Source organism: Arthrobacter sp. TE12231 (assembly GCF_054062895.1).
In genome coordinates this window covers 2,238,461-2,258,833 of sequence record NZ_JBSSFS010000001.1, presented here as the reverse complement: position 1 = coordinate 2,258,833, position 20,373 = coordinate 2,238,461, and the positions used below count along the sequence as shown (strand labels likewise).

At 65.0% G+C, this 20,373-nt stretch carries 19 protein-coding genes and 2 pseudogenes; 9 read left to right on the top strand and 12 right to left on the bottom strand.

Translation table 11 applies throughout. The features are described from left to right. Positions 1-44 precede the first annotated feature (44 nt). From ACVWYS_RS10225 to ACVWYS_RS10210, 4 genes are read right to left on the bottom strand one after another with little or no spacing between them, the layout of a single operon-like run. A complete protein-coding gene (locus ACVWYS_RS10225) occupies positions 45-1,106 on the bottom strand; it encodes an NAD(P)-dependent alcohol dehydrogenase (protein ID WP_456509704.1) in 1,062 nt (353 codons plus the stop codon). Between the two features lie 46 nt (positions 1,107-1,152). Further along, the gene (locus ACVWYS_RS10220) at positions 1,153-2,070 is read right to left on the bottom strand and encodes a carbohydrate ABC transporter permease (RefSeq protein ID WP_344367927.1); all 918 of its coding nucleotides are present in this window, start codon (positions 2,068-2,070) and stop codon (positions 1,153-1,155) included. Then, a complete protein-coding gene (locus ACVWYS_RS10215; protein WP_456509703.1) occupies positions 2,067-3,035 on the bottom strand; it encodes a carbohydrate ABC transporter permease in 969 nt (322 codons plus the stop codon). The genes ACVWYS_RS10220 and ACVWYS_RS10215 overlap by 4 nt, the downstream gene beginning before the upstream one ends. 26 nt (positions 3,036-3,061) lie before the next feature. Beyond that, on the bottom strand, positions 3,062-4,408 hold the full coding sequence (locus tag ACVWYS_RS10210) for an ABC transporter substrate-binding protein (protein WP_456509702.1): 1,347 nt from the start codon (positions 4,406-4,408) through the stop codon (positions 3,062-3,064). A gap of 271 nt (positions 4,409-4,679) precedes the next feature. On the opposite strand from ACVWYS_RS10210, the gene ACVWYS_RS10205 reads away from it, so the two are divergent. The 6 genes and pseudogenes from ACVWYS_RS10205 to ACVWYS_RS10180 all read left to right on the top strand — a co-directional run bounded on the left by ACVWYS_RS10205 (position 4,680) and on the right by ACVWYS_RS10180 (position 10,687). Next, positions 4,680-5,603, top strand: coding sequence for an AraC family transcriptional regulator (locus tag ACVWYS_RS10205; protein ID WP_116765894.1), 924 nt, complete (start codon positions 4,680-4,682; stop codon positions 5,601-5,603). Positions 5,604-5,606: 3 nt separating this feature from the next. Further along, positions 5,607-5,753, top strand: a pseudogene (locus ACVWYS_RS10200) (Lsr2 dimerization domain-containing protein); the annotation flags it as partial. A gap of 201 nt (positions 5,754-5,954) precedes the next feature. Further along, positions 5,955-6,842 carry a response regulator gene (locus tag ACVWYS_RS10195; RefSeq protein ID WP_456509701.1) on the top strand — a complete coding sequence of 296 codons (888 nt, stop codon included), beginning with the start codon at positions 5,955-5,957 and terminating at the stop codon, positions 6,840-6,842. Positions 6,843-7,205: 363 nt separating this feature from the next. Further along, a complete protein-coding gene (locus ACVWYS_RS10190; protein ID WP_456509700.1) occupies positions 7,206-8,582 on the top strand; it encodes a chloride channel protein in 1,377 nt (458 codons plus the stop codon). Next, positions 8,575-9,276 carry a hypothetical protein gene (locus ACVWYS_RS10185; RefSeq protein ID WP_456509699.1) on the top strand — a complete coding sequence of 234 codons (702 nt, stop codon included), beginning with the start codon at positions 8,575-8,577 and terminating at the stop codon, positions 9,274-9,276. The genes ACVWYS_RS10190 and ACVWYS_RS10185 overlap by 8 nt, the downstream gene beginning before the upstream one ends. A gap of 31 nt (positions 9,277-9,307) precedes the next feature. Next, positions 9,308-10,687 carry a glutamate decarboxylase gene (locus ACVWYS_RS10180; RefSeq protein ID WP_116765890.1) on the top strand — a complete coding sequence of 460 codons (1,380 nt, stop codon included), beginning with the start codon at positions 9,308-9,310 and terminating at the stop codon, positions 10,685-10,687. A 293-nt stretch (positions 10,688-10,980) separates the two neighbouring features. Here ACVWYS_RS10180 and ACVWYS_RS10175 read toward each other — a convergent pair whose 3' ends face one another. The 4 genes from ACVWYS_RS10175 to ACVWYS_RS10160 form a co-directional block, all read right to left on the bottom strand. Beyond that, positions 10,981-11,565, bottom strand: coding sequence for an HhH-GPD-type base excision DNA repair protein (locus ACVWYS_RS10175; protein WP_344367918.1), 585 nt, complete (start codon positions 11,563-11,565; stop codon positions 10,981-10,983). A 114-nt stretch (positions 11,566-11,679) separates the two neighbouring features. Continuing rightward, positions 11,680-13,392, bottom strand: coding sequence for an ABC1 kinase family protein (locus ACVWYS_RS10170; protein WP_456509698.1), 1,713 nt, complete (start codon positions 13,390-13,392; stop codon positions 11,680-11,682). Between the two features lie 5 nt (positions 13,393-13,397). Continuing rightward, positions 13,398-13,940: a PadR family transcriptional regulator gene (locus ACVWYS_RS10165; RefSeq protein ID WP_344367916.1), complete on the bottom strand. Its 543-nt coding sequence runs from the start codon at positions 13,938-13,940 to the stop codon at positions 13,398-13,400. A gap of 283 nt (positions 13,941-14,223) precedes the next feature. After that, positions 14,224-15,009, bottom strand: coding sequence for an isocitrate lyase/PEP mutase family protein (locus ACVWYS_RS10160; protein WP_456509697.1), 786 nt, complete (start codon positions 15,007-15,009; stop codon positions 14,224-14,226). 149 nt (positions 15,010-15,158) lie between these two features. Between ACVWYS_RS10160 and ACVWYS_RS10155 the strand changes: the two genes are divergently transcribed. After that, positions 15,159-15,623: a phage tail protein gene (locus ACVWYS_RS10155; RefSeq protein WP_456509696.1), complete on the top strand. Its 465-nt coding sequence runs from the start codon at positions 15,159-15,161 to the stop codon at positions 15,621-15,623. A gap of 79 nt (positions 15,624-15,702) precedes the next feature. Here the strand turns inward: ACVWYS_RS10155 and ACVWYS_RS10150 are convergent, their stop codons facing one another. The 4 genes from ACVWYS_RS10150 to ACVWYS_RS10135 all read right to left on the bottom strand — a co-directional run bounded on the left by ACVWYS_RS10150 (position 15,703) and on the right by ACVWYS_RS10135 (position 18,077). After that, complete coding sequence (locus ACVWYS_RS10150; RefSeq protein ID WP_456509695.1) at positions 15,703-15,909, bottom strand: hypothetical protein; 207 nt, start codon at positions 15,907-15,909, stop codon at positions 15,703-15,705. 116 nt (positions 15,910-16,025) lie between these two features. Further along, positions 16,026-16,394: a hypothetical protein gene (locus tag ACVWYS_RS10145; RefSeq protein WP_456509694.1), complete on the bottom strand. Its 369-nt coding sequence runs from the start codon at positions 16,392-16,394 to the stop codon at positions 16,026-16,028. Between the two features lie 240 nt (positions 16,395-16,634). After that, entirely contained in the window at positions 16,635-17,276 is a 642-nt protein-coding gene (locus ACVWYS_RS10140) for an NADPH-dependent F420 reductase (protein ID WP_456509693.1), read from the bottom strand. A 210-nt stretch (positions 17,277-17,486) separates the two neighbouring features. Further along, positions 17,487-18,077, bottom strand: a complete 591-nt coding sequence (locus ACVWYS_RS10135) for a TetR/AcrR family transcriptional regulator (protein ID WP_456509692.1) — start codon at positions 18,075-18,077, stop codon at positions 17,487-17,489. Between the two features lie 513 nt (positions 18,078-18,590). Between ACVWYS_RS10135 and ACVWYS_RS10130 the strand changes: the two are divergent. Further along, positions 18,591-18,836: pseudogene (locus ACVWYS_RS10130) on the top strand (3-oxoadipyl-CoA thiolase); the annotation flags it as partial. Between the two features lie 253 nt (positions 18,837-19,089). After that, the gene (locus ACVWYS_RS10125) at positions 19,090-20,364 is read left to right on the top strand and encodes an MFS transporter (RefSeq protein ID WP_456510285.1); all 1,275 of its coding nucleotides are present in this window, start codon (positions 19,090-19,092) and stop codon (positions 20,362-20,364) included. The last annotated feature ends 9 nt before the right edge of the window (positions 20,365-20,373 follow it).

Below are 20,373 nucleotides of genomic sequence, written 5' to 3'. Positions count from 1 at the left end.
GGTTGGTGCTGAGAGTGGTTGCTGATGTCCCGGAGCCGCGGAGCCTAGCGGCCCGGGTAGACGACGGCTTTGAGCTGGCCGGTCTGCTTTCCCGCCTTCAGGGCTTCTTCGGATTCGGCGAGGGTGAACTTGCCGGTGACCAGGATGTCCAGGTCCACCTTGCCGTCGGCGATGAGCTGGATGGCAAGGGGCCAGGTGTTGGTGTAGCGGAAGACGCCGGAGAGCCAGATTTCGTGGTTCTGGATGTAGGAGACGGGGAGTTCGACGTCGTCGGCTCCGAGCCCGACCAGGATGACCCTGCCGGCGGGGCCCACGGCTTTGATGCCCGAGCGGACGGCCTGCGGGGCGCCGGAGGCGTCGATGAAGGCATCGACGTCGAGCCCTTCGACGCTGTCGGTCCTGGCGTTGAGGGCGTGTGTGGCGCCGTGTTTCAGGGCGAAGGCCAAGCGGTCTTCGGCGATGTCGCTGATGTAGATTTCGGCGGCGCCGTAGGTGCGGGCGGCCTGGGCGGCGATGATGCCGATGGGCCCGGCGCCGGCGATCAGGACGCGGCTGCCGGGCTTGATACCGGCGCGTTCGCAGGCCCAGAGGCCGACGGAGAGCGGTTCGATGAGGGCGGCTGCCTCGTCGCTGACGCTGTCCGGGATCTCGTAGGCGAAGTCGCCCTGGATGGTCACGTATTCGGTGAAGGCCCCGTCGACCGGCGGGGTGGCATAGAACTCGATGTCGGGACACAGGTTGTACCGTCCTGCTTTGCACTGCCTGCATTTCCGGCAGGGCCGCTGCGGTTCGACGGCGACCCTCTGGCCGATGCGGCCCGGGTCAACATCGCTTCCGACGGCGGCGATCCGGCCGGAGAGCTCGTGGCCGAGGATCAGCGGGTGGTCCACGACGTAGTCGCCGATCCGGCCGTGCTCGTAGTAGTGGACGTCGCTGCCGCAGACGCCGACGGCGGCGACCTTCACCAGGACCTGGTCCGCTTCCAGCTTCGGGACGGGCAGGGTTTCCATGGCCATGTCGCCCTGGCGTTTGAGGACGGCGGCGCGCATGGTGGCCGGTACTTCAGAATGCCCGGAGGCGCGGGACCGTGCGGTTGACGTTGTCATTGAAGTATTCCTTTGAGAGTCGAAGGGGGCCGGTTACTTGACGGCGCTATTTGACGGCGCCGAGGGAGAGTCCCTGGACGAGTTTGTCCTGGGCGGCAAAACCGGCGAAGAGTACGGGCAGGGAGATCACGACGGCGGCGGCGCAGACCTTGGCGAGGAACAGTCCTTGTCCTGAGACGAAGCCGGTGAGGAAGACCGGGGCGGTGCCGGCCACGACGCCGGTGAGGACCCGGGCGAGGAGGAGTTCGTTCCAGCTGAAGATGAAGCAGATCAGCGCGGTGGCGGCGATGCCGGGCATCGCGACGGGGGCGACGACCTTCCGGAGCGTCAGCAACAGGCCCGCGCCGTCGATCTGGGAGGCCTCGAGCATTTCGACGGGCACTTCGTCGAGGAAGGAGCGCATCATCCACACGGCGATGGGCAGGTTCATCGACGTGTACATCAGGCCCAGGAACCAGATGTTGTCCAGCGCCCCGGCGGTTTTGGCGAAAAGGTAGAGCGGCAGGACGGCCGCGACGACGGGCATCATCTTGGTGGAGAGGAAGAAGAACATGACGTCGGTCCACTTCTTCACCGGCCGGATGGACAGGGCGTAGGCGGCCGGGATGGCCAGCAACAGGACGAGGACGGTGGAGAAGATCGAGGCGGTGGCGGAGTTGATCAGCGACGGCCACGGGCTGACGCCGGAAGTTGCCCCGAAGAATTCCTTGTAGGCGTCCAGGTTAAGGTCGGCGGCGATGGAGGGCGGGTTCGTCGCGGCGTCCGTTTCCGAGTGGAACGAGGTCAGGATCATCCACAGGACCGGTACCGCGAACAGCAGGGCCAGCAGCCAGGCGGCGATGCCGGCGGCCGTGTTGTTGCGCGTGGGGTCCATGCGTGACTTGCCCCGGCGTCGGGAACCGGTAGTGCGGGCGGGCGGGGCGGGGACTGATGCCCGGGGTTCGGCCGGGGTGAGCGTGCTCATCGTGCTGCCTCTTTCTTGAAGAGCGAGAATACGGTGCGGAGTGCGAAGGTTGCCACGATGATGGTGCCGATGACCACCACGACGCCGGCGGCGGACGCCAGCCCGTATTCGTTGGCGTAGTAGAACGTCTCATAGATGGCGTAGGGCAGGTTGGCCGTGCCCAGGCCGCCGGAGGTGATGACGAAGGTAGCGTCGAAATTCTGCACGATGTAGATGGCCCCGAGCAGTCCGCCGAGTTCCAGGTACTGCCGCAGGTGCGGCAGCGTGAGGTGGCGGAAGATGTCCCAGGGGCTTGCGCCGTCCATCTGGGCGGCTTCGACGGTGTCCATCGGACGGGACTGAAGGCCGGCGAGGAGGATGAGCATCATGAACGGAGTCCACTGCCAGACCAGCGAGACGATGATGGCCATTAGGGGCGCCTGGGACAACAGGTCCGGCTGGGGCGGGGCGTCGCTGCCAAAGAGCGACCAAATCCAGGTGAGGGCGCCGTTGATCAGGCCGTAGACGGGGTTGAGGATGGCATGCTTCCAGATGAGCGCCGCGGCAACCGGAACTATGAGGAACGGTGCGATCAGCAGGGTTCGGGCCAGGCCGCGGCCAATGAACTTCTTGTCCAGGAGCAGGGCCAGGCCAAGGCCGAGGACCAGGCTGGCCAGGACAACCGAGACGGTCTCGACAATGGTGGTGACGATCGCCTGCAGCATGTAGGGATCGGTGAGGACCTGGATGTAGTTCTCAATGCCGGCGAACCCGGTCTTGTCCGGGCTCAGGCTGTTCCAGTTCATGAACGAAATGATCAGGGTCACCACGAACGGAAGCTGGGTGACGATGATGAGGAAGATCAGTGCCGGCAGCAGCGGTGCACGCCGTGCCCAGGCCACGGCGCGTTTCCGCGCCCTGGCGTTCTTGGAAGGTTTGGCTGTGCTGCTCCCGTGCCGGGAGACGCGCGCCGTTGCGGTAGTCATGATGTTCTCCTGCGGTTCGGTTGTTGCTACTTGTACTTGTCGCCGACTTTTTGTGCGGCTTCCTGGCCCTTGGCCACGGCATCGGCCACGGAGCCCTGGCCGGCGATGGCAGAGCTGACACCTTGGGACACTCTGGTGCCTAAGGCGGCGAACTCGGGGATACCGACAAATTGGATGCCGACAGCCGGCCGCGGCTGGACGCCGGGGTTTTTCGGATCGGCGTTTTCAATGGCAAAGCGTTCGGCTTTGAAGAATGGCGCTGCCTGCTGGAAGTCGGCGTTCTCGTAGGTGGAGATGCGCTTGCCGGACGGGACCTTGGCCCAGCCGAGCTTGGCAGCGACCAGTTCCTCGTACTTCTTGGAACTGGCCCAGGCAATGAACTTCCCGGCAGCGTCCTGCTTCTTGGAAGCCGCCTGCATGGCCCAGGACCAGGTCCACAGCCAGCCCGAGGACTTAGTCTCCTTCACCGGGGCCTGGGCGTATCCGATCTTGCCCTTCACAGGGGAGGCATCCGCTTCCAGAGCCCCGGCCGCCGAGGTGGCGTCGTACCACATCGCGGTCTTGCCCTGGCTCATGTTGTTCAGGCACTCGGTGAACCCGGCCTGGGCGGCCCCTGCTTCGCCGTGGTCGCGGACCAGCTTGGTGTAGAAATCGACCGCCGCGGTGAACTCGGGAGCGTTGACCTTTGCGTTCCAGTCCTTGTCGAACCAGGTCCCGCCGAACGTGTTCACCACGGTGGTCAGGGGTGCGAAGACCTGGCCCCAGCCGGGCTCGCCGCGCAGGCAGATGCCCTTCATCCCTGGCGCTGCCCCGTCGACCTTGGCGGCGAGGGCTGCGACCTCGTCCCACGTCGGTTTCTCCGGCATCGTTAGGCCCTTGGCGTCGAAGATGTCTTTCCGGTACATCAGGAAGGAAGACTCACCGTAAAACGGTTCACCATAGAGCTTGCCGTCCTTGCCGGTCAGGGAGGCGGTGTAGGCCGGCAGGATGTCCGCCTGGTTGAACTCGGCATCCTTGGCCACGTTGTCCAGCGGTGCCAGCCAGCCGTTGGCGGAATAGAAGGGGATTTCGTAGTTGGACAGTGAGGCAATGTCGTACTGGCCGGCCTGGCTCGAGAATTCCTGGCTGATTTTGGCGCGGACGTCGTTTTCCGGCAGGACGGTGTAGTTGACCCTGATGCCGGTTTCTTTGGTGAAGTTGTCCGCGGTGAGCCGCTGCAGGTCCTCCATTTGGGGGTTGTTCACCATCAGGACATTGATGCTGTTGGGGTCGCCGGCGGAATTGCCGCCACCGGCGCCTGCGCAGGCCGAGGCGCTGAGTGCCACGCACAGGGCGCCTGCCGCCAACGTGGCGACGCGTATTTTTGCGCGCATTAAGGACTCCTTTGTTCTTCAGGGGGTGCGATGCTGCCCATTCCGACTGCTGCGTCGGGGTGCGGGGCCGAAGACGGGCGACCGGCTCGAGGCCGGTTGCCGTGCTGCTGTTCCTCAAGATTAGGCCTGTGGGGTATGACACAACTAGCGTCCTGGTTGCCAATTTCTGATACTAATTTTCGCCGCTCTTCTTCCAAGAAGCCGCTAACCTAGGGGACGGCGCTTAGGTGCCGTCCAGATTTCATAACCACTCACCAAACGGAGAATTGCAATGACTGCCGCGGAGCCTCCCGACGGAGCAACTGCCAGGCTGGCCGAACGGCTGCTGGGAATGCACGCCAACCGGGAGGTTATCCCGCCCGACCCTAACCACTCGGTCCGGTGGCATGAGCACGACTACCCCAGCCCTGTGGCGCGCTGGAATTATCATCCCGAGTACGAGATCCACCTCATCCGCAAGGGCACCGGAAAATTCATCGTCGGAGACCACATCGGCACCTTCGAGGCCGGCCAGGTGTCTCTCGTGGGGTCGGGGCTGCCGCATGATTGGGTCAGCGACCTTGAGCCCGGCGAAGTCCTGGAGAAGCGGGACGCCGTCATCCAGTTTGACGGAAAATGGGTCGAGCAGACCGCTGCCCTGGTCCCAGAACTGGCCGAACTCAAGCCCCTGCTGGAACAGTCCGCACGCGGCGTCGAGTTCCTGGGCCGCTCAGCCGCGTCGGCCGCAGCGTCCATCGAGGCGATCGGTGCGTCCACCGGCTTGGATCGGCTCCGCCACCTCTTGGAGCTATTTACAATTCTGGCGCGGGCGCCCCAGGAGGAACGGCGCTACCTTGCCGACGAATGGTTCAGGCCGCAGCTGGACGGCCAGGCCGCGGCCGTGGTGGACATGGTTCTCGAGTACGTATTCAGCAACCACGCCGGCAGCGTCAAGATGTCGGAGGCCGCAGCCATGGTGGGGATGCCGGAGCCGACATTCTCGAAGTACTTCAAACGTGCCACAGGCCAGAACTTCAGTGACCTGGTCCGGAAACTTCGACTGGCCCACGCACGGCGCCTGCTGGAGCGGAGCGAAAAAGCGATCTCCGAGATCTGTTACGAAGTCGGCTTCTCGAATCTGTCCAATTTCAACCGGCACTTTCTCAACGACGCAGGGGAAACTCCGCGGCAGTACCGGCAGCGAGTCCAAAGCTGACCACTGCGCGCCATTCCAAGCTGCGACTTAGCCGCCGGCGACGTCAATGTCCAGCTGATCGATGATCTTTCTGGGGAGGATGCCGAGGAAACCGTGCGGTTCTCAACCGAGGGCACCGACTACGGAATAGACCTGTCGGCCGGGAACGCGGCCGAACTGCGCTGTTGCCCGGAGGCTGTTAGGACTAAGCGGGTATTAGGTCTAGCGTGGGGAGAAAGGACCTGCGCGCATGGGTGCGCGCCGGCAGGGGGCCGGATGGGGATCCGGGTTCGTCTTCGCATCAGTGGGGCCGGCGTCAGGGATTCACTAATAACGCCTCTGGGGTCTCAAAGGCGAAAGAACGGAACAGCAATGATGGCTGACCCGGAAAACCACCCGCACAACAGCTTTGCTGGCCGAGGCGTGTATCTGCTGGACGACCATGAGGTCGTGAGGCGGGGCCTGCGTCAACTGATCGAGTCCGATGGCCTGAGCGTCGCCGGGGAATCAGGATCCGCCCGCGAAGCAGTCCGGCGGATCCCTGCCCTTCGCCCGGAGCTGGTCATTCTTGACGATGATCTTCCCGACGGTTCCGGTGCCGACGTGTGCCGGGCCATCACCGCGGCCGACCCGGGCATCCGCTGCGTGCTGATGACCGCGGACACCGACGAAGCCGTGCTGATCGAATCCATTCTGGCGGGCGCTCGGGGGTGCCTGTCCAAGCAGGACGACAGCAGCGAACAACTCAGGCTCATCCGCCGGGCCCTGGCCGGGCATACCGCGTACAGCGCCCGGTTCCATCCGGCGCTCGTGGCCCCGTTCTCCCTGCTCGGGCCGCAAGGGAAGGACGAGAGACTCCAGAGACTCTCAAAGCGGGAGATGACTGCCGCCATCGGCCTGGCGAAAGGGCTGAGTAACCGCCAGATCAGCCAGGAGATGTTCCTGGCAGAAAAGACCGTGAAGAACATGGTCTCGACCATCCTGATGAAACTCGGCATGGCACGCAGGACCCAGGCCGCCGTGCTCGTCACCAGAGCCCTGGGCCACGTCGAAGACCCCGCCGACGGCGGCTACCGGTTCAGCCGGTTCCCGGATCTGGTCGCCGAAGTCACGGCCGCGCTGCTGAACTGCACCAGCGAGGCCCCCACCGTGCCGCCCACAGACGGCGTGCGGGCAGGGGATGCCCTCCGGCTTGCCGATGCCCTTGCCGCGACCGGGGCCGTACGGAGGGTCATCCACCCTCAACCAAGCCGCACGTAGGAGCCAGGGGCGCGAACGGCGTTCCCGGGTCCGGGCAAGCAGGAAAACCGGCTCCCGGAGTAGCCATTGGTGGATGACCCGTTCTCTTTCACCCGCGTTGGGTGACGACTGCCCCCACCGGAAGCGTTAGCGTGAAGAACACGTGATTGACCAGTCTCTATCGCTTGTGCGACCTCACTGAACGCTCCCGCCGTCGAGCGGAGGGCCAGCGGAAGGAGCAGGGATGCTCAACTGGTACCACGGGCGCACCGCACCCGTTCTCCAGGTCCTATCGGCGCCTCCGTTTGCTGGGGGCCGTCTTTCGGGCGGACGATGGAGATTCGGGTTGACCCGAATCGTCACAGTCGCACCGGGTTGCCCGGAATGAGCGAGCCTGCCGCGTCGCCGCCCAGTATCGATCCGACCGTCGTGATTCGTTCCAGGCCATACATCGCTGCGCTCGTGCTGGCAGCGGTCTTGGGCGTTCCCATCTCGGTCATTGCCTACGGTTTTCTCGCTCTGGTCGCGGCGGTCCAGCGGTTCGTCTTCGTCGGGCTGCCGAGTCAAGTCCTCGGGGGTCCTGCTCCTGCGTGGTGGCCGGTTCCGTGGTTGGTGCTGTGTGGGCTGTTGACGGCGTTGACCATCCGGTATCTGCCCGGAACCGGGGGCCACTCACCCGCGTTCGGATTCAAGACAGGCGGCGGTCCGCCCAGCAGTCGGGAACTCGTGGGCATCGTTCTCGCGGCACTGACTACGCTCAGCCTGGGTGCCGTGCTCGGGCCCGAGGGGCCGCTGATCGCGATCGGTGGCGGCCTCGGGGCGTTGGCGGTGCACCTCGTGAAGAAGGACGCTCCGCCGATGGCCCTGACGATCATGGCGTCGGCTGGCAGCTTCGCAGCGATCAGTACACTGCTCGGCTCGCCCGTGCTCGGTGCATTCCTGATCATGGAGGCTGCCGGGATCGGGGGAATGACGCTGAGTCTGGTGGCCCTGCCCGGGCTGATCGCATCTGGTGTGGGGGCGCTGGTGTTCGTCGGCTTGGACGGGTGGACCGGGTTGGGCAGCTTCTCGCTGGCGCTGCCCGCGGTGCCGCCTGCGGTGCCGCCGACGTTGGCGACGATGGGCTGGGCGGTGATCATGGGCGCGGCCGGCGCGCTGTTGGGATGGTTGATCCGCTGGGTCGCGTTGTCGCTTCGTCCGGTCGTGCATCTGAACCGGGTGTTGGTGACGTCTGCGCTGGGCTTGCTGATCGGTCTTACCGCGATGGCGTACCAGCTGATCTCCGCGCACAGCTTCACGCAGGTGTTGTTCTCGGGGCAGGACGCACTTCCGGAGCTGGTCGCAGACGCCGCAGACTACCCGCTTGCTGTGCTGGTCCTGCTGATCTCCTGTAAGACCCTGGTCTATGGGCTCTCGCTGAGCGCATTTCGTGGTGGGCCGGTGTTCCCGTCGATGTTCATCGGTGCGGCGCTCGGTATTGCTGCGAGTGGGTTGCCCGGAATGAATCTCGCGGCAGCGATCGGCATGGGCATAGGAGCCATGTGTGCAGCTATGCTGCGACTGCCGTTGACGTCGACGCTGCTGGCCACGCTGCTGCTGGGAGTGGACGGTGTGGCCGTAACACCCCAGGTGGTGGTGGCTGTGGCGGTGTCCTTCGTGATCATCAATGTGCTCCCGGTCCCGGGCCCCAGGGCGCCCGCGGCGCCTGACGATCCAGGCAGCGTCCAACATCGGGCTTCCTCTGGGGTCGACCATGACTGAGATCTCGAGCGCGCGCCGTTCGACCATACGGGACCGGTGGATCGCATGGTTGTTCATCATTGGCTCGAGTCTGTTCGCTTTGGGGGCGGTGCCGTCATACTCCGAGGCCGTGGGATTGCGCTGGTGTGCCGCCACATTCTTCGTCGGTTCGCTGTTCTTCACCTCTGCGGCATTCCTGCAGTACCGCGAAGCCGCTGACGCGCTTCCGGCCGTGCGTGCCACTGCGCGCCACTCGCCTTGGGTCTGGGCGCCGCGGAATCTCGTCTGGCTCGCTGCCGCGGTTCAACTTGCCGGCACACTGTGGTTCAACTGGAGTACGGGAAACGCAGTGCGGGACAATCTCAGCGCGGCGCTGGCCGAGCAGCGGGTGTGGCGACCCGACGCTCTGGGATCAGTCGCCTTCCTCGTTGCAAGCGGTGTGGCATTGCTGGATGCCGGTCGCGCCGTCGTTGCCGGCCGGCCCAGGCCCCGGACATGGAAGATCGCCGTCATCAACGTGGCCGGTTCGGTTGCGTTCGGCATCTCGGCGGTCGCGGCCTTCGTCATACCGTCGAGCGGCGACGTCTGGAACGCCGAACTGTCCAATCTCGGCACACTCGTGGGAGCCCTGTGCTTCCTCACCGGTGCGATTCTCATGCTGGGTCCGGAATCCACCGACGTCTCGGTTCAAACGGACCGGGGAACTCATCCGTAGCCCCCTTTCAACAGTTTCTGAAGGAGAAGTGATGTCAGTAAATTCCCAGCCGGCGGATGCCGACGTGGCGCTGTTCGGCAACCGATTTATCACCCAGGAGGTTCCGAGCCGGGAGTTCCCGGAGACCGGCATTCCTGCTCAGGACGCTTTGCGGTTGGTGTCGGAGGACTTGGCGCTGGAGGGTGATCCCGCCCGGAATCTGGCGACCTTCGTGACGACATGGATGGAGCCACAGGCCCAGGAGATCATTGCAGCGAACCTGCACCGCAATTTCATCGACCACGCCGAGTACCCCCGCACGGCCGAGATCGAGCAACGCTGTATCCGGATGCTCGCAGACCTCTTCCACGCACCCGGCGAGACGACGGGAGCCCGAACCCAGGGATCGTCCGAGGCGATCATGCTCGGCGGTCTGTCCCTGAAGTGGAACTGGCGCAAGCGCCGCGAGGCCGCCGGCGCGTCGACGTCGAGCCCGAACCTGGTGTTCGGCGGCGACGTGCACGTCGTGTGGGAGAAGTTCTGCCGCTACTTCGACGTTGAGCCGCGGATCGTGCCACTGCAGCCGGGGAAATACACGATCGGCCCCGACGACGTGCAGGCCCATGTCGATGAGAACACCATCGGCGTCGCAGCCGTGCTGGGGACGACGTTCACCGGTCACAAAGACGACATCGTCGGCATCAACGACCTGCTGGTGCAGATCAAGAATGAGCGCGGCCTTGATGTGCCGTTGCACGTGGACGCGGCCAGCGGGGGGTTCGTCTGGCCCTTCCTCTACCCCGACTCGGAGTGGGACTTCCGGCTCGAGCAGGTCCGCTCGATCAATGTCTCCGGGCACAAGTTCGGCCTGGTCTATCCCGGCATCGGCTGGCTGATCTTCCGGGAGAAAGCGGACCTCGCCAAGGATCTCGTCTTCGAGGAGAACTACCTCGGCAAGACCGACTCGACCTTCACCTTGAACTTCTCCACCGGCTCGTCGATGGTTCTCGCCCAGTACTACAACTTCGTGCGCTATGGCCGCGCCGGTTACACGTACATCATGCAGAACATGCAGACCAACGCCCGCGTCCTGGCTGAGAAGCTGGACGCCATGGGCCGGTTCGAGATCATCGGCGCCGCCGAGGAGCAACTTCCCCTGGTGGCGTTCCGGCTCGCCTCCGACCCCGGGTACGACGAGTTCGACATTGCCTGGCAACTCTCGGCCGAGCGCGGCTGGATGGTGCCGGCCTACACACTGCCGCCGAACGCCCAAGACGTGACGATCATGCGCGCCCTGGTCAAGGAAACGTTGAGCCGCGAGCACGTCGACACGCTCGCCCGCGACATCGAAGAGGCGTGCTCCACGCTGGCGAAGAAGGGCGGCGCGCACGAATCCGAACGAAACAAGATCATCATCGGACCCGGTCATTGACCCAAGGCAACGGTGACACCCCGGGCCTGACCGGCGGGGAGAGGTCCTCAGCGGCGTTACTTTGGCTTCCACCTTCATGCGGCACGGCCTGATCGACGAAGTCCCTCTTGGCTGCGCCGCGGTGTTGCCGGACGTATGAGGAAGCCTCCGCGCGAATCCAGGACTCAAGCGCGGAGGCTCCCGGCTCTCCAAGCTGGGGGGAACTGGAGAGCCGGTCTGAGTCTACTAGCACGCCTGACGTCCCGGCCGATCGCGTGCGGCGCGGCCTTCGGGTCAACGGAGGCGGAGGCTGATCAGCGCTCGGATGCCTTCGCGGCTTTAATAGCGGCCTTGGCAGCCTGCTTGCTGGCGCGCACTTTTATCAGCGACTCGGGGTCCACGATGTCTGCGACAGAAAGATATGTGCTCTCCTGGCCATAGGGGTCCGCAGCCTCACGCCAGCCTTGTGCCTGGAGTCCGCACTGCTTGCCGAGTAGTGCGAGGAAGATCTTTGCCTTTTGCTCTCCGAAGCCGGGCAATCCCTTCAACCTGCGAAGCACTTCCTGGCCATCAGGGCTGTCCTGGTTCCAGATGGCAGTTGCGTCCCCATTCCAATCGTGCTGCACGGTCGCGGCGAGGTCCTGGACGCGGCTGGCCATGGAGCTAGGGAAGCGGTGGATGGACGGACGCTCCTTGAAGATCTCAACGAAGCCTGCGGGGTCATATTCGGCGATTGCGGCCGGGGCCATGGACCCGATGCGCGTCCGGATCTTTTCGGGTCCGGCAAACGCAGACTCCATGGTCACCTGCTGGTCAAGCAGCATGCCGATGAGGAGTGCGAACGGGTCATTGCTGAGCAGTTGGTCGGCGGCGGGGTCGCCAGTGATGTGCAGTTCCATGCGCCCATCCTCCCACCTGCTCCGAGCTGCGTCATGGCACCTACGGGGATTGATGAGGACCGGGAACCGCCGGTGGCCGACGACGAATTGCCCGGTCCCGGCTCGCCAGTTCACTCAGAGGCCGCGGCGCCCTAGCCATAGCCCGTGCAGCAGCGGAACGACTGACACGATCATTAGCACGCTGCCGAGCACCGTGTCGTCCGCGCGGACCACGGAACCGGCGATGAGCAGGGCGCCGAATATCAGCGCCGATGCCGCTCGCTGCGCCGTGCGGTCCAGCCGTGCCATTTGCCGCTCGAGACGCGGATTAGCCACGGATACTGCGCCGTCTTCGATGCGGCTGACAAGCCCATCCAGGCGTTTCGGCAGACGCAGGGCGACCCCGGCGGCGTCGAGCGCCTGCTGAGCCACGTCCTGCACGATGTTGCCACGCTCGTCGCGCAGCAACTGCGCCGCATAGGGTTCCACCGCGTCCCACAGATTGAACCGGGCGTCCAGCGAGCTGCACACACCCGAGGTCAGTGACATCGCCCGGATGATGAGCAGGAAATTCTCCGGCAACTGGAACGGCAGCGAGCGAACCAGGTCGCCGAACTCCACCGCAAATTCAAGGAACTCCCGCTGGTCCACCTCGCGAAGTTCGGCGAAGCCCATCCCACCAAACCGGGCGAACAGGTGCGTCATCGCCCGCTCAAGCTCGGCTTTGTCGGCCGATGGCACCAGCACTCCCACGTCGCTGATTGCGCTCACGAGGCCCTTGCCGTCACGCGAGGCGGCCGCGATCAGAAGTTTCCGCAGGCCGCTGCGAGTGCTGGGTGGAACCTCGCCCATCATGCCGAAGTCGATGAACGTCAGCTTCCAGGGGCGCCCTGCGGATGAACCGGTAACCGGAGTGACAAAGATGTTTCCGGGGTGCGGATCTGCATGGAAGAAGCCGTTGGTGAACATCTGGTCGAACATGACCGACGCGAAGACCGGGGCAACCTGCGCCGGATCGATGCCCGCCGCAAGAAGTGCCTCCGAGTCCGTGATCTTGATCGCCGTGACATCTTCGAGGATGAGCACGCGGCGGGTGCTCCACTCCCATGCCACGTCGGGTACATCCACGCGGTCGTCGTCGGCGAAATCAGCCGCGAAGCGCTCTGCATTCGCTGCCTCATGCAGGTAGTCGATCTCCTCAAGACTGGTTTGCGCAAACTCCTCGACCAGGGCGGCCATGTCGGCCCGATCGGACACCAGTCGCACGTGGCTGAGCCAGCTGCCCACTTTGCGCAGTGCCGCCAGGTCGACGTCGACAATCGCGTCGATGCCCGGGCGCTGCACCTTCAACACCACCCTGTCGAGCCCCGCGTCGGCGGCATTGGCGGGAAGGAGCCGTGCCAGGTGCGCCTGCCCGAGCGATGCGGCGGCGATTGGGGTCTCCTCGACCGAGGCGAAAACCTGGTTCAGGGCCACACCCAGCTCGGCCTCGGCAAGTGCACGGATCGCGGGGAACGGGACAGGGGGCACCTCGTCCTGCAGTCCCTCAAGCTCCTTGGTGATCTCGGGCGGAAGTACGTCGAGCCTGGACGACAGGAACTGACCGACCTTGATCATCAGGCCGCCCAGATTTACCGCGAGCACGTGGAAGTGCTGCGCGAAGCTCCGCATCCTCTTCGCCCGGGTGCGCTCGGCAACTCGGCCTAGCCCGATGCGGGGGAGGAACAGCTCAAACCACCAGGTCAGGGCGAGATGCCACGCTGCGAAGCGCAGGATGCGACGGTAACGGGCACGGGTGTCTCCGGCGCCGGGGACCGGATCTGCTCGTTCCCGACGAACCGACGTCACCCCCGTCAGTCCTGGGCGAGGATCGAATACAGGCGGCGACGTGCCTCGTGCAGCACCGCCACGGCCTGCTGCACCTGCTCCGGAGAGCCGGTGCGACCCACCTGAGATGCGGCCTGGGCGAGCTCGACGCCGGCCTTCGGCAGGGCCGCGAATCCGGTGCCAGATGCCGGGCCTGTTGACTCCCATGGTGCTGACGCATCGGCATGGGCTACATCCTCCCGGCCTGCTTCGGTCAACGAGTAAATCTTGCGACCGTTGGACTCTTCGGCACGGATCAACCCCTCATCGGCCAGCAGTTGCAGCGTGGGGTAGACGGAGCCGGCGCTCGGCTTCCAGCTGCCATTGCTCCGCTCCTCGATTTCACGGATGATCTGATAGCCGTGCATCGGCCGCTCCGCCAGCAGGGCCAGCACCGCGGACCGCACCTCGCCTCGCCCCGCGCGGGTGCCCGAGCGCTTCTCAAATCTTGAACGCAGCTCTTCGACGGCCTGCCACATGCCGTCGATGTTGGGACCGCCAAATCCGCCAGCCGAGTATGAATTACGCATACTGCTCTCCTTAGTGAATCCCGAACGATACTCAACGATACATTCCGATATACGCGATAACCAGCAGCGCGAGAAGCCGGGGGAGGGAGGCCGGATTGCCCCAACATCGAGCGCGGTAGTTGGACGGCGCCTGTGCCGGAGCTCGACCCTGGCCGCGGTGGCACAGAGGGCGTGCGCAAAATGTGCCCACCCTGGCCGTCGGACTTTCTACGCCGGTCCGTGATGACCTCCGGTGCGGGTTCGGGCTGCGGCTAGGTGGGTGGCCGGTGCCCGATGGCGGCGGTCAGCCCGTGAGGCGCTGGCTGAAGGACACGAGACGCGATTGCATCTCCCAGTATGGAGTGGCGGCCGGCGCCTGCTTGCCGTCGCGCAGGGCGCTGACCACGTTTACCGCCGCGTCAACTGCCGCGCGGTACGGCAGGGAACCGGAACTCACCCGCCGAACCCCCAGATCACCCAGCTCGGCAACAGTCAGCGAGGGATGGGCCAGCACGTTGACCGGCAGCCCGATGCCGGCGGTGACTATCTGGATGTCCTCCGGCACCACAAGTCCCGGGACAAAGATCCCGTCCGCCCCGGCGTCGGCATAGACACCCGCCCGGAGCAGGACGGCATCCACAGTGGCCTGTTCGCCGAACCATATGTTGTCCACCCGCGCGTTGACGAACACAGCCGGGCTGCGCCGCTTGACGGCGGCAACCTTGTTGGCAAAGGCTGCTGGATCGACAAGATGCCCGGCCGTGCTGTCCTCCAGGTTGACCCCGGCCACGCCAAGGGTAGCCAGTTGGGCCACAAGTTCCGCAACCTCGGCGGGGTCATCGGAGTAGCCGTCCTCGATGTCCGCCGTGACGTGTACAGGCAGGCGGCACAGCTGCGCCATCAGTGCGGTGGTTGCGGCTTTGCTGGACCGGCCTCCGTCCGGCAGGCCGGCACTTGCCGCAATGCCAAAACTGGTGGTGCCGACGGCGGTGAATCCCGCTGTCGCAAATGCCAAGGCTGATCCGACGTCCCACGCATTGGGCAGCAGGAGCGGTGCCGTCGTGTGGTGGAGTTCCCGAAAAGTGGCCATTTTCATTCCCATCCCCTGCCAACCGAATAGGTGAGTCCCTGCTCAGTGTACAAACGCGGCCGGGCGCCGCAAGGGATCGACGTTTCGGACGCCCGCGCAGCACGTCGTCACGTTATCGTTGGTCCCATCACATCTGACCAGGAGGCCGCATGCCGTACGTCGTTGACTTTGAGAACGTTTCCACTGTCGGCCTGGAATCGTCTCCCGTTGCCGAGGCGCTCGCCGGGTTGCGCGCCAACGAGGGCCGCTACTACCGGAACAAGTACGATCACGTCTTCACTGTTAGCCCTGCGACCGAGCTTCCGGAGGTGGTCGAGAGGGTGAGCCGCATCCTCAAGGAGGAGCGCGACATCGTCATCGGCTCACGCCCGCTCGAAGCGGCCGCCTTCGAAGTGGACGGTTTGCGGATGGCTTACGTGTTCTACGAGTCGGGGCTGTCCATCAACGTCATGTACAGCATCGAGGGCGGCGGGAAGCGAGCGGTCGGATTCAAGCTTGCCGAAGGCATGGAGATTCCGGAGGAACTGGCGACACGCTTCAAGTTCGCTCGCCAGAAGTCGAAGCTGGCAGGCGTTATCCGCGGCTCCTTCTTCGTGATCAAGGGCGAGTACTGACCGGTTGACGTTGCGCGCCCGGTGGGGCTTCGGCCGGAATCGCACTGCTCGTTCGCGGTGCCAGGGATGACGGTCAGGGTTACTTAAGGCTAATGAGTTTGGCCGTACTCAAAGTGATCCATTCCTTTAGGGAGATGCTCTGGTGGCTGTCCCAGCGGGGGTAGGTGATCCAGACCCTGCCTTTGCGGTCAAAGTCGACATTCACCAGGTTGTCGAGCGCGGTCCGGGGCCAGCGCGCTACGGCACGGTTGCCGGTGAACTCGACGAGGCGCTGCGGAGCGGTCATCCAGGCCGGCTCTTTGCCCGGTTTGCGGGCCGGCAGGGAGATCACGCGGCCGGACTCCGGGACCAGAGCTTTGGGGTTGACCAGTTTCTTGATGGCGCTGCCGCCTTCGAACGTGCTCAGGACGGTGTCAGAGGTGAGGAATTCGTCGCCGCCGAAGGTTGTGGACCGGCGGTAGAAGCAGATGCGGCCGTCGACGCTGAGGAAGGCAGTGCCGTCGTCTCGTTTTCAAGGGGCCAGCCGAGGGACAGGGCGACGAAATGCCACGTGGTCCAGTCGGTGCCGCTCGTGACGGCGGCGAGGCTGGTCGGCACGGAGCGCTTTAGTAGTCGCTTGCTGGCCCGTCCCAGGATACGTTCCATACGGTCCGCGGCGGCGCGGCGTGCCGACTCATAGATCCCGGGGACGGTCTCATTGGCGGCGCCTCCGGCGACGAGAGCGTGGGTTATCTCCGCTTTCGGTCTACGCCCCGCATGTTCGAACGACATCACAGCTCTCCACTGTTGGTGCTTCGCCCTCCGGTCACCTCGCGGCGCGAAGGCTTCCGCATCAGCTTATGTCGCGCCCGAGGGCCTGAAGCGGGCGGACGCCCAATGTTCATCGAACGATCACCGAGCCCGCTCAGTCCCGGGCGCAGCCGTCATCACGTCATACGCAAGAGGACGACGGCGGAAGCTGCCCGCCGTCGTCCTCTTGCTTTTGGTTTTTGACGTCTATCGCTGTCCGGGTTACTTGGTGACTTGAAGTCCGGTGTCCCAGTTGAAGTCGGCGAACTCCGGGTTGGCCTGCATGGTCATGAGGACGAACTGGAAGCCTTCGAGTTCGCGGGAGCGCTTGAGCGGGCCGACGACCAGGGGGCGCATGCCGCCGGCGCTGACGAAGCTGCTGACCGCTGCGTTGGCGTCCGCGTTGTCGCCGGCGATGAAGACGTCCAGCGGCTGTCCGCCGGATTCGCCGGCGACGAGGGTGCCGGCGAAGGTGGTGTTGAATGCCTTTACGACGTGGGCGCCGGCGGGGGCAAGTTGTGCGATTTCTTCGGCGGCGGAGGTGCCGGGTTCAACGACCAGGGAATCGAAGGTCTGGAAGTTCACCGGGTTGGTGATGTCCACGATGGTCTTGCCGGTCAGGGCCTCGCCGTAGGTGCTGACTACGGACTTGGCGGCGTCGAAGGGGACGGCCAGGACCACGATGCCGCCCTGCGGGGAGTCGGCGGTGGTGCCGAAGGTGACGCCGGTCCCAAGCTCGGCGGCCAGTTCCTTGGCCTTGGTGGCGTCCTGTCCGAGGATTTCGACGGTCAGGCCGCCAGCGAGGGCACGGGTTGCGATGCCACGGGCCATGTTGCCGTTGCCGATGATGGTGAGGTTCGTCATGGGAGTCTTCTTTCCGAGTATGCGGGCCAGGAGGGTCTTCATCAGGTTCTGTTCTCTTGGAGGAGTAATCATTGAAGCTGCAACTAAATGTACGCCGCGAAACTTGAAGCGTCAAGTAATTTTGCAATGAGAATCTGTTCCGATGGAGTGCCATGCCGCAGAATGTTGGTATGAAGCGCCGCCGGCCGCCGAAGGGCGGGGGCCTTGCGGCTATGTGCGCTTAGGTGCCGCGCCAAGGGCGTCGTGAGCGAGCAGTTCGCTGGTTCGCACAACGTAGGCGCGCCTGCGTTCCTCGTCCGGCGTTCCGGTGATCACGAGGGCGACGTTGGGGCTCGAGACCCAGGCGTGGCATAGCGTGACGATTGTCAGGAGCAGGTCTTCCGCCGCCGCTTCGCTCAATGCCGGAAGGGCATGTCGGAGCTCGGTGACCTTGTTCGCTGAGCGGAGGGTGCGGGCCTCGGCCGCTACGGGATGCCCCTGCTCAAGGCCCTCCCAGAAGGTGAGCCGGGCGAGGCCGGGGTGGCTCCTGGAAAAATCAAAATACCGTCCCGCGAAATCGGCAACAGCCCCGGGCCCGGAGCCGACGATCGGAAGATCGTCCAGTGCGGTGGCAAGCTGGCGGGTGAGTGCCGCTTCAAAGAGCTGGGCCTTGCCGCCAAAGTAGAAATAGATGCGCTCGCGGTTGCACCCCGAGTTCCGCGAAATCTGGAGGATGCGCGCACCGGAGAACCCCCGATCTGAAAACTCGGAGATTGCGGCATTGAGGATTTTCTTCTGCGTCGCGTCAGTGTCCCAGGCCATGGGAAAATCCTAACTCCAACCGTTCGTTTGCTTTTGCGTAGTGCCGCTCCGTAGCATCAATTCCAACCCGACGTTTGGAGACTGAGTGGAACACGAGGGCAGAGCACTCGCGGCTGACGAAGCGGAGGCGCATCATCACCGACCCGTCGGTGTGGCATCCGTCCATGTAAGGGCGGTCATCACCTGGGCGGCCATCTTTCCGCTGGCCGCGCTGGGGATGAGCGTGTTGGCCGGCGTGGCGCCGGACTGGCCTCCGGTTCTGCGCGCTTTTACGCTCACGCTTGTGGTGGTTCCCATTGCCGTCTACTTCGCCGTGCCCCGCCTTTTGATACTCCATGCGCGGCTGAGCCGGGCGGCGACGGGAAGTCGGGCGCGCCGGAGCGCCAGACGCGCGACGCGGGGGCGCTGAGGCTACTCGGGGTGACTTCCCGGTTGGGCCGCGAAAGCGGGAAGCAGGGTGGTGACGGGCCGCTTTCCGAAACCCTTGTCCATGGGGGAGCCGCTGAGGAAGAATCGGCGTCCCCGCTCTCGGATGGCGCTTCCGAGGCGTGGCTGGGATCCGAGAGGGCCGCAGGGCTGCTGGGGATGGACCCGCTGGCCCGGATCGCGGGGCGCGGCGCGTACGCGAACGATCCCCAGTTCTTCGGCTACGCCCCGGTCGAGGCCGCGAACAAGGCCCTCGCGAAGGCCGGGATCAGCTGGGACCAGGTCGGCGCCGTGGAACTGAACGAGGCGTTCGCCGCGCAGTCCCTGGCCTGCACCGGCGTCGGCCTGGGCCTAGCCGTCGTCCTCGACAACGTCACCACCGCCGCATCGGCATAACCCGCCGGCATAACCCGCCGGCCTAGGGCGAACGCAGCCATGCCCGCGGTGCGGTTCTCCGGGATGAGGCTGTCCGGCGCCGGTTGCGCCGCCAGGTGCCCGTGGCGTGACGGGCCATCTGGCGCGCACCGGCGCGGGGGACGAGAATGGCCTCGTGCTTCCCGTTCGCCCTGGCGGGGGCGGCGACGGGATGACCGCCGCCGCCCGAAAGATCCAGCGCATCTTTCTCACGTTGACGCTGGGCAATACCCTTGCGGCCTCGTTCATTTGGGGGATCAACACCCTCTTCCTGTTGGATGCCGGGCTCAGCAATTTCGAGGCGTTTGCCGCGAACGCCTTTTTCACGGCCGGCATGGTGCTGTTCGAGGTGCCCACCGGGGTGGTTGCCGACGGCTGGGGGCGCCGAGTGTCGTTTCTGCTGGGCACCGTGACCCTGGCCGGATCCACGTACCTTTACTACCTGCTGTGGCAGTTGTCCGCCCCGTTCTGGTCGTGGGCCGTGGTGTCGGTCCTGCTCGGCCTGGGCTTCACTTTCTTCTCCGGTGCGGTCGAGGCCTGGCTCGTCGACGCCTTGCGATTCTCCGGGTATGAAGGCGGGATGGAGGCGGTGCTCGGGCGGGGGCAGATGGTCTCCGGCGTCGCGATGCTCGTCGGCTCGGTGGCCGGCGGCGTGATCGCACAGGCCACTAATCTGGGAGTACCGTTTCTGCTTCGCGTCGGCGTGCTGTTGGCCATGTTCGTCGTCGCCTTTGGGCTCATGCGCGACGTCGGATTCACCCCCGAACGCTCCACCCATCCGGTTAAGGCGACCCGTGCCGTACTGTCGGCCTCGATCGAGAACGGCCTGAAAAATCCGCCCGTACGCTACGTGATGCTGGCCGCACCCTTCAGCGCCGGCGTCGGAATCTACGTGTTTTATGCCCTGCAGCCGTACCTGCTTGAGCTGTTCGGGGACCCTCACGCGTATTCGGTGGCGGGCCTTGCGGCAGCAATCGTGGCCGGAGCACAGGTGCTCGGCGGCTGGATGGCGCCCCGCGTCCGGCGTCTCGTGGGAAAGCGCACGACGGTGTTGATTCTGAGCAGCATCCTGGACGCCATGATCCTGGCCGCGCTGGGGTTCACCCGCGTGTTCTGGGCCGCTTTGGTGCTCCTGGCGCTGTGGGCCCTGATTTCCTCGGCCGGCATTCCGGTGCGGCAGGCGTACCTCAACGACATGATCGCCTCGAAACAACGCGCAACAGTGCTTAGCTTCGACTCGCTCATGGGCTCCAGCGGTGGCGTGGTGGTGCAGCCCCTGCTCGGCCGGGCAGCTGACGTGTACGGCTACCCGGCCTCGCTCGCGATCGGAGGCGCGATTGAGTTGATCGCTGTGCCCTTCCTGCTGGCGAGCCGTCGGCAGCATCACGACGCCGATGCGGCCAATGCCCCGACCCGCAGGTCGACCGCAGGACCGCAGCCGGCGTAGCGCCCCTCC

Bases quoted from the DNA above. Each gene is read 5' to 3' on its own strand.
- ACVWYS_RS10225 (WP_456509704.1), bottom strand. From the start codon at position 1,106: ATGACAACGTCAACCGCACGGTCCCGCGCCTCCGGGCATTCTGAAGTA.
- ACVWYS_RS10220 (WP_344367927.1), bottom strand. From the start codon at position 2,070: ATGAGCACGCTCACCCCGGCCGAACCCCGGGCATCAGTCCCCGCCCCG.
- ACVWYS_RS10215 (WP_456509703.1), bottom strand. From the start codon at position 3,035: ATGACTACCGCAACGGCGCGCGTCTCCCGGCACGGGAGCAGCACAGCC.
- ACVWYS_RS10210 (WP_456509702.1), bottom strand. From the start codon at position 4,408: ATGCGCGCAAAAATACGCGTCGCCACGTTGGCGGCAGGCGCCCTGTGC.
- ACVWYS_RS10205 (WP_116765894.1), top strand. From the start codon at position 4,680: ATGACTGCCGCGGAGCCTCCCGACGGAGCAACTGCCAGGCTGGCCGAA.
- ACVWYS_RS10195 (WP_456509701.1), top strand. From the start codon at position 5,955: ATGATGGCTGACCCGGAAAACCACCCGCACAACAGCTTTGCTGGCCGA.
- ACVWYS_RS10190 (WP_456509700.1), top strand. From the start codon at position 7,206: ATGAGCGAGCCTGCCGCGTCGCCGCCCAGTATCGATCCGACCGTCGTG.
- ACVWYS_RS10185 (WP_456509699.1), top strand. From the start codon at position 8,575: ATGACTGAGATCTCGAGCGCGCGCCGTTCGACCATACGGGACCGGTGG.
- ACVWYS_RS10180 (WP_116765890.1), top strand. From the start codon at position 9,308: ATGTCAGTAAATTCCCAGCCGGCGGATGCCGACGTGGCGCTGTTCGGC.
- ACVWYS_RS10175 (WP_344367918.1), bottom strand. From the start codon at position 11,565: ATGGAACTGCACATCACTGGCGACCCCGCCGCCGACCAACTGCTCAGC.
- ACVWYS_RS10165 (WP_344367916.1), bottom strand. From the start codon at position 13,940: ATGCGTAATTCATACTCGGCTGGCGGATTTGGCGGTCCCAACATCGAC.
- ACVWYS_RS10160 (WP_456509697.1), bottom strand. From the start codon at position 15,009: ATGGCCACTTTTCGGGAACTCCACCACACGACGGCACCGCTCCTGCTG.
- ACVWYS_RS10155 (WP_456509696.1), top strand. From the start codon at position 15,159: ATGCCGTACGTCGTTGACTTTGAGAACGTTTCCACTGTCGGCCTGGAA.
- ACVWYS_RS10150 (WP_456509695.1), bottom strand. From the start codon at position 15,909: ATGACCGCTCCGCAGCGCCTCGTCGAGTTCACCGGCAACCGTGCCGTA.
- ACVWYS_RS10145 (WP_456509694.1), bottom strand. From the start codon at position 16,394: ATGTCGTTCGAACATGCGGGGCGTAGACCGAAAGCGGAGATAACCCAC.
- ACVWYS_RS10140 (WP_456509693.1), bottom strand. From the start codon at position 17,276: ATGACGAACCTCACCATCATCGGCAACGGCAACATGGCCCGTGGCATC.
- ACVWYS_RS10135 (WP_456509692.1), bottom strand. From the start codon at position 18,077: ATGGCCTGGGACACTGACGCGACGCAGAAGAAAATCCTCAATGCCGCA.
- ACVWYS_RS10125 (WP_456510285.1), top strand. From the start codon at position 19,090: ATGACCGCCGCCGCCCGAAAGATCCAGCGCATCTTTCTCACGTTGACG.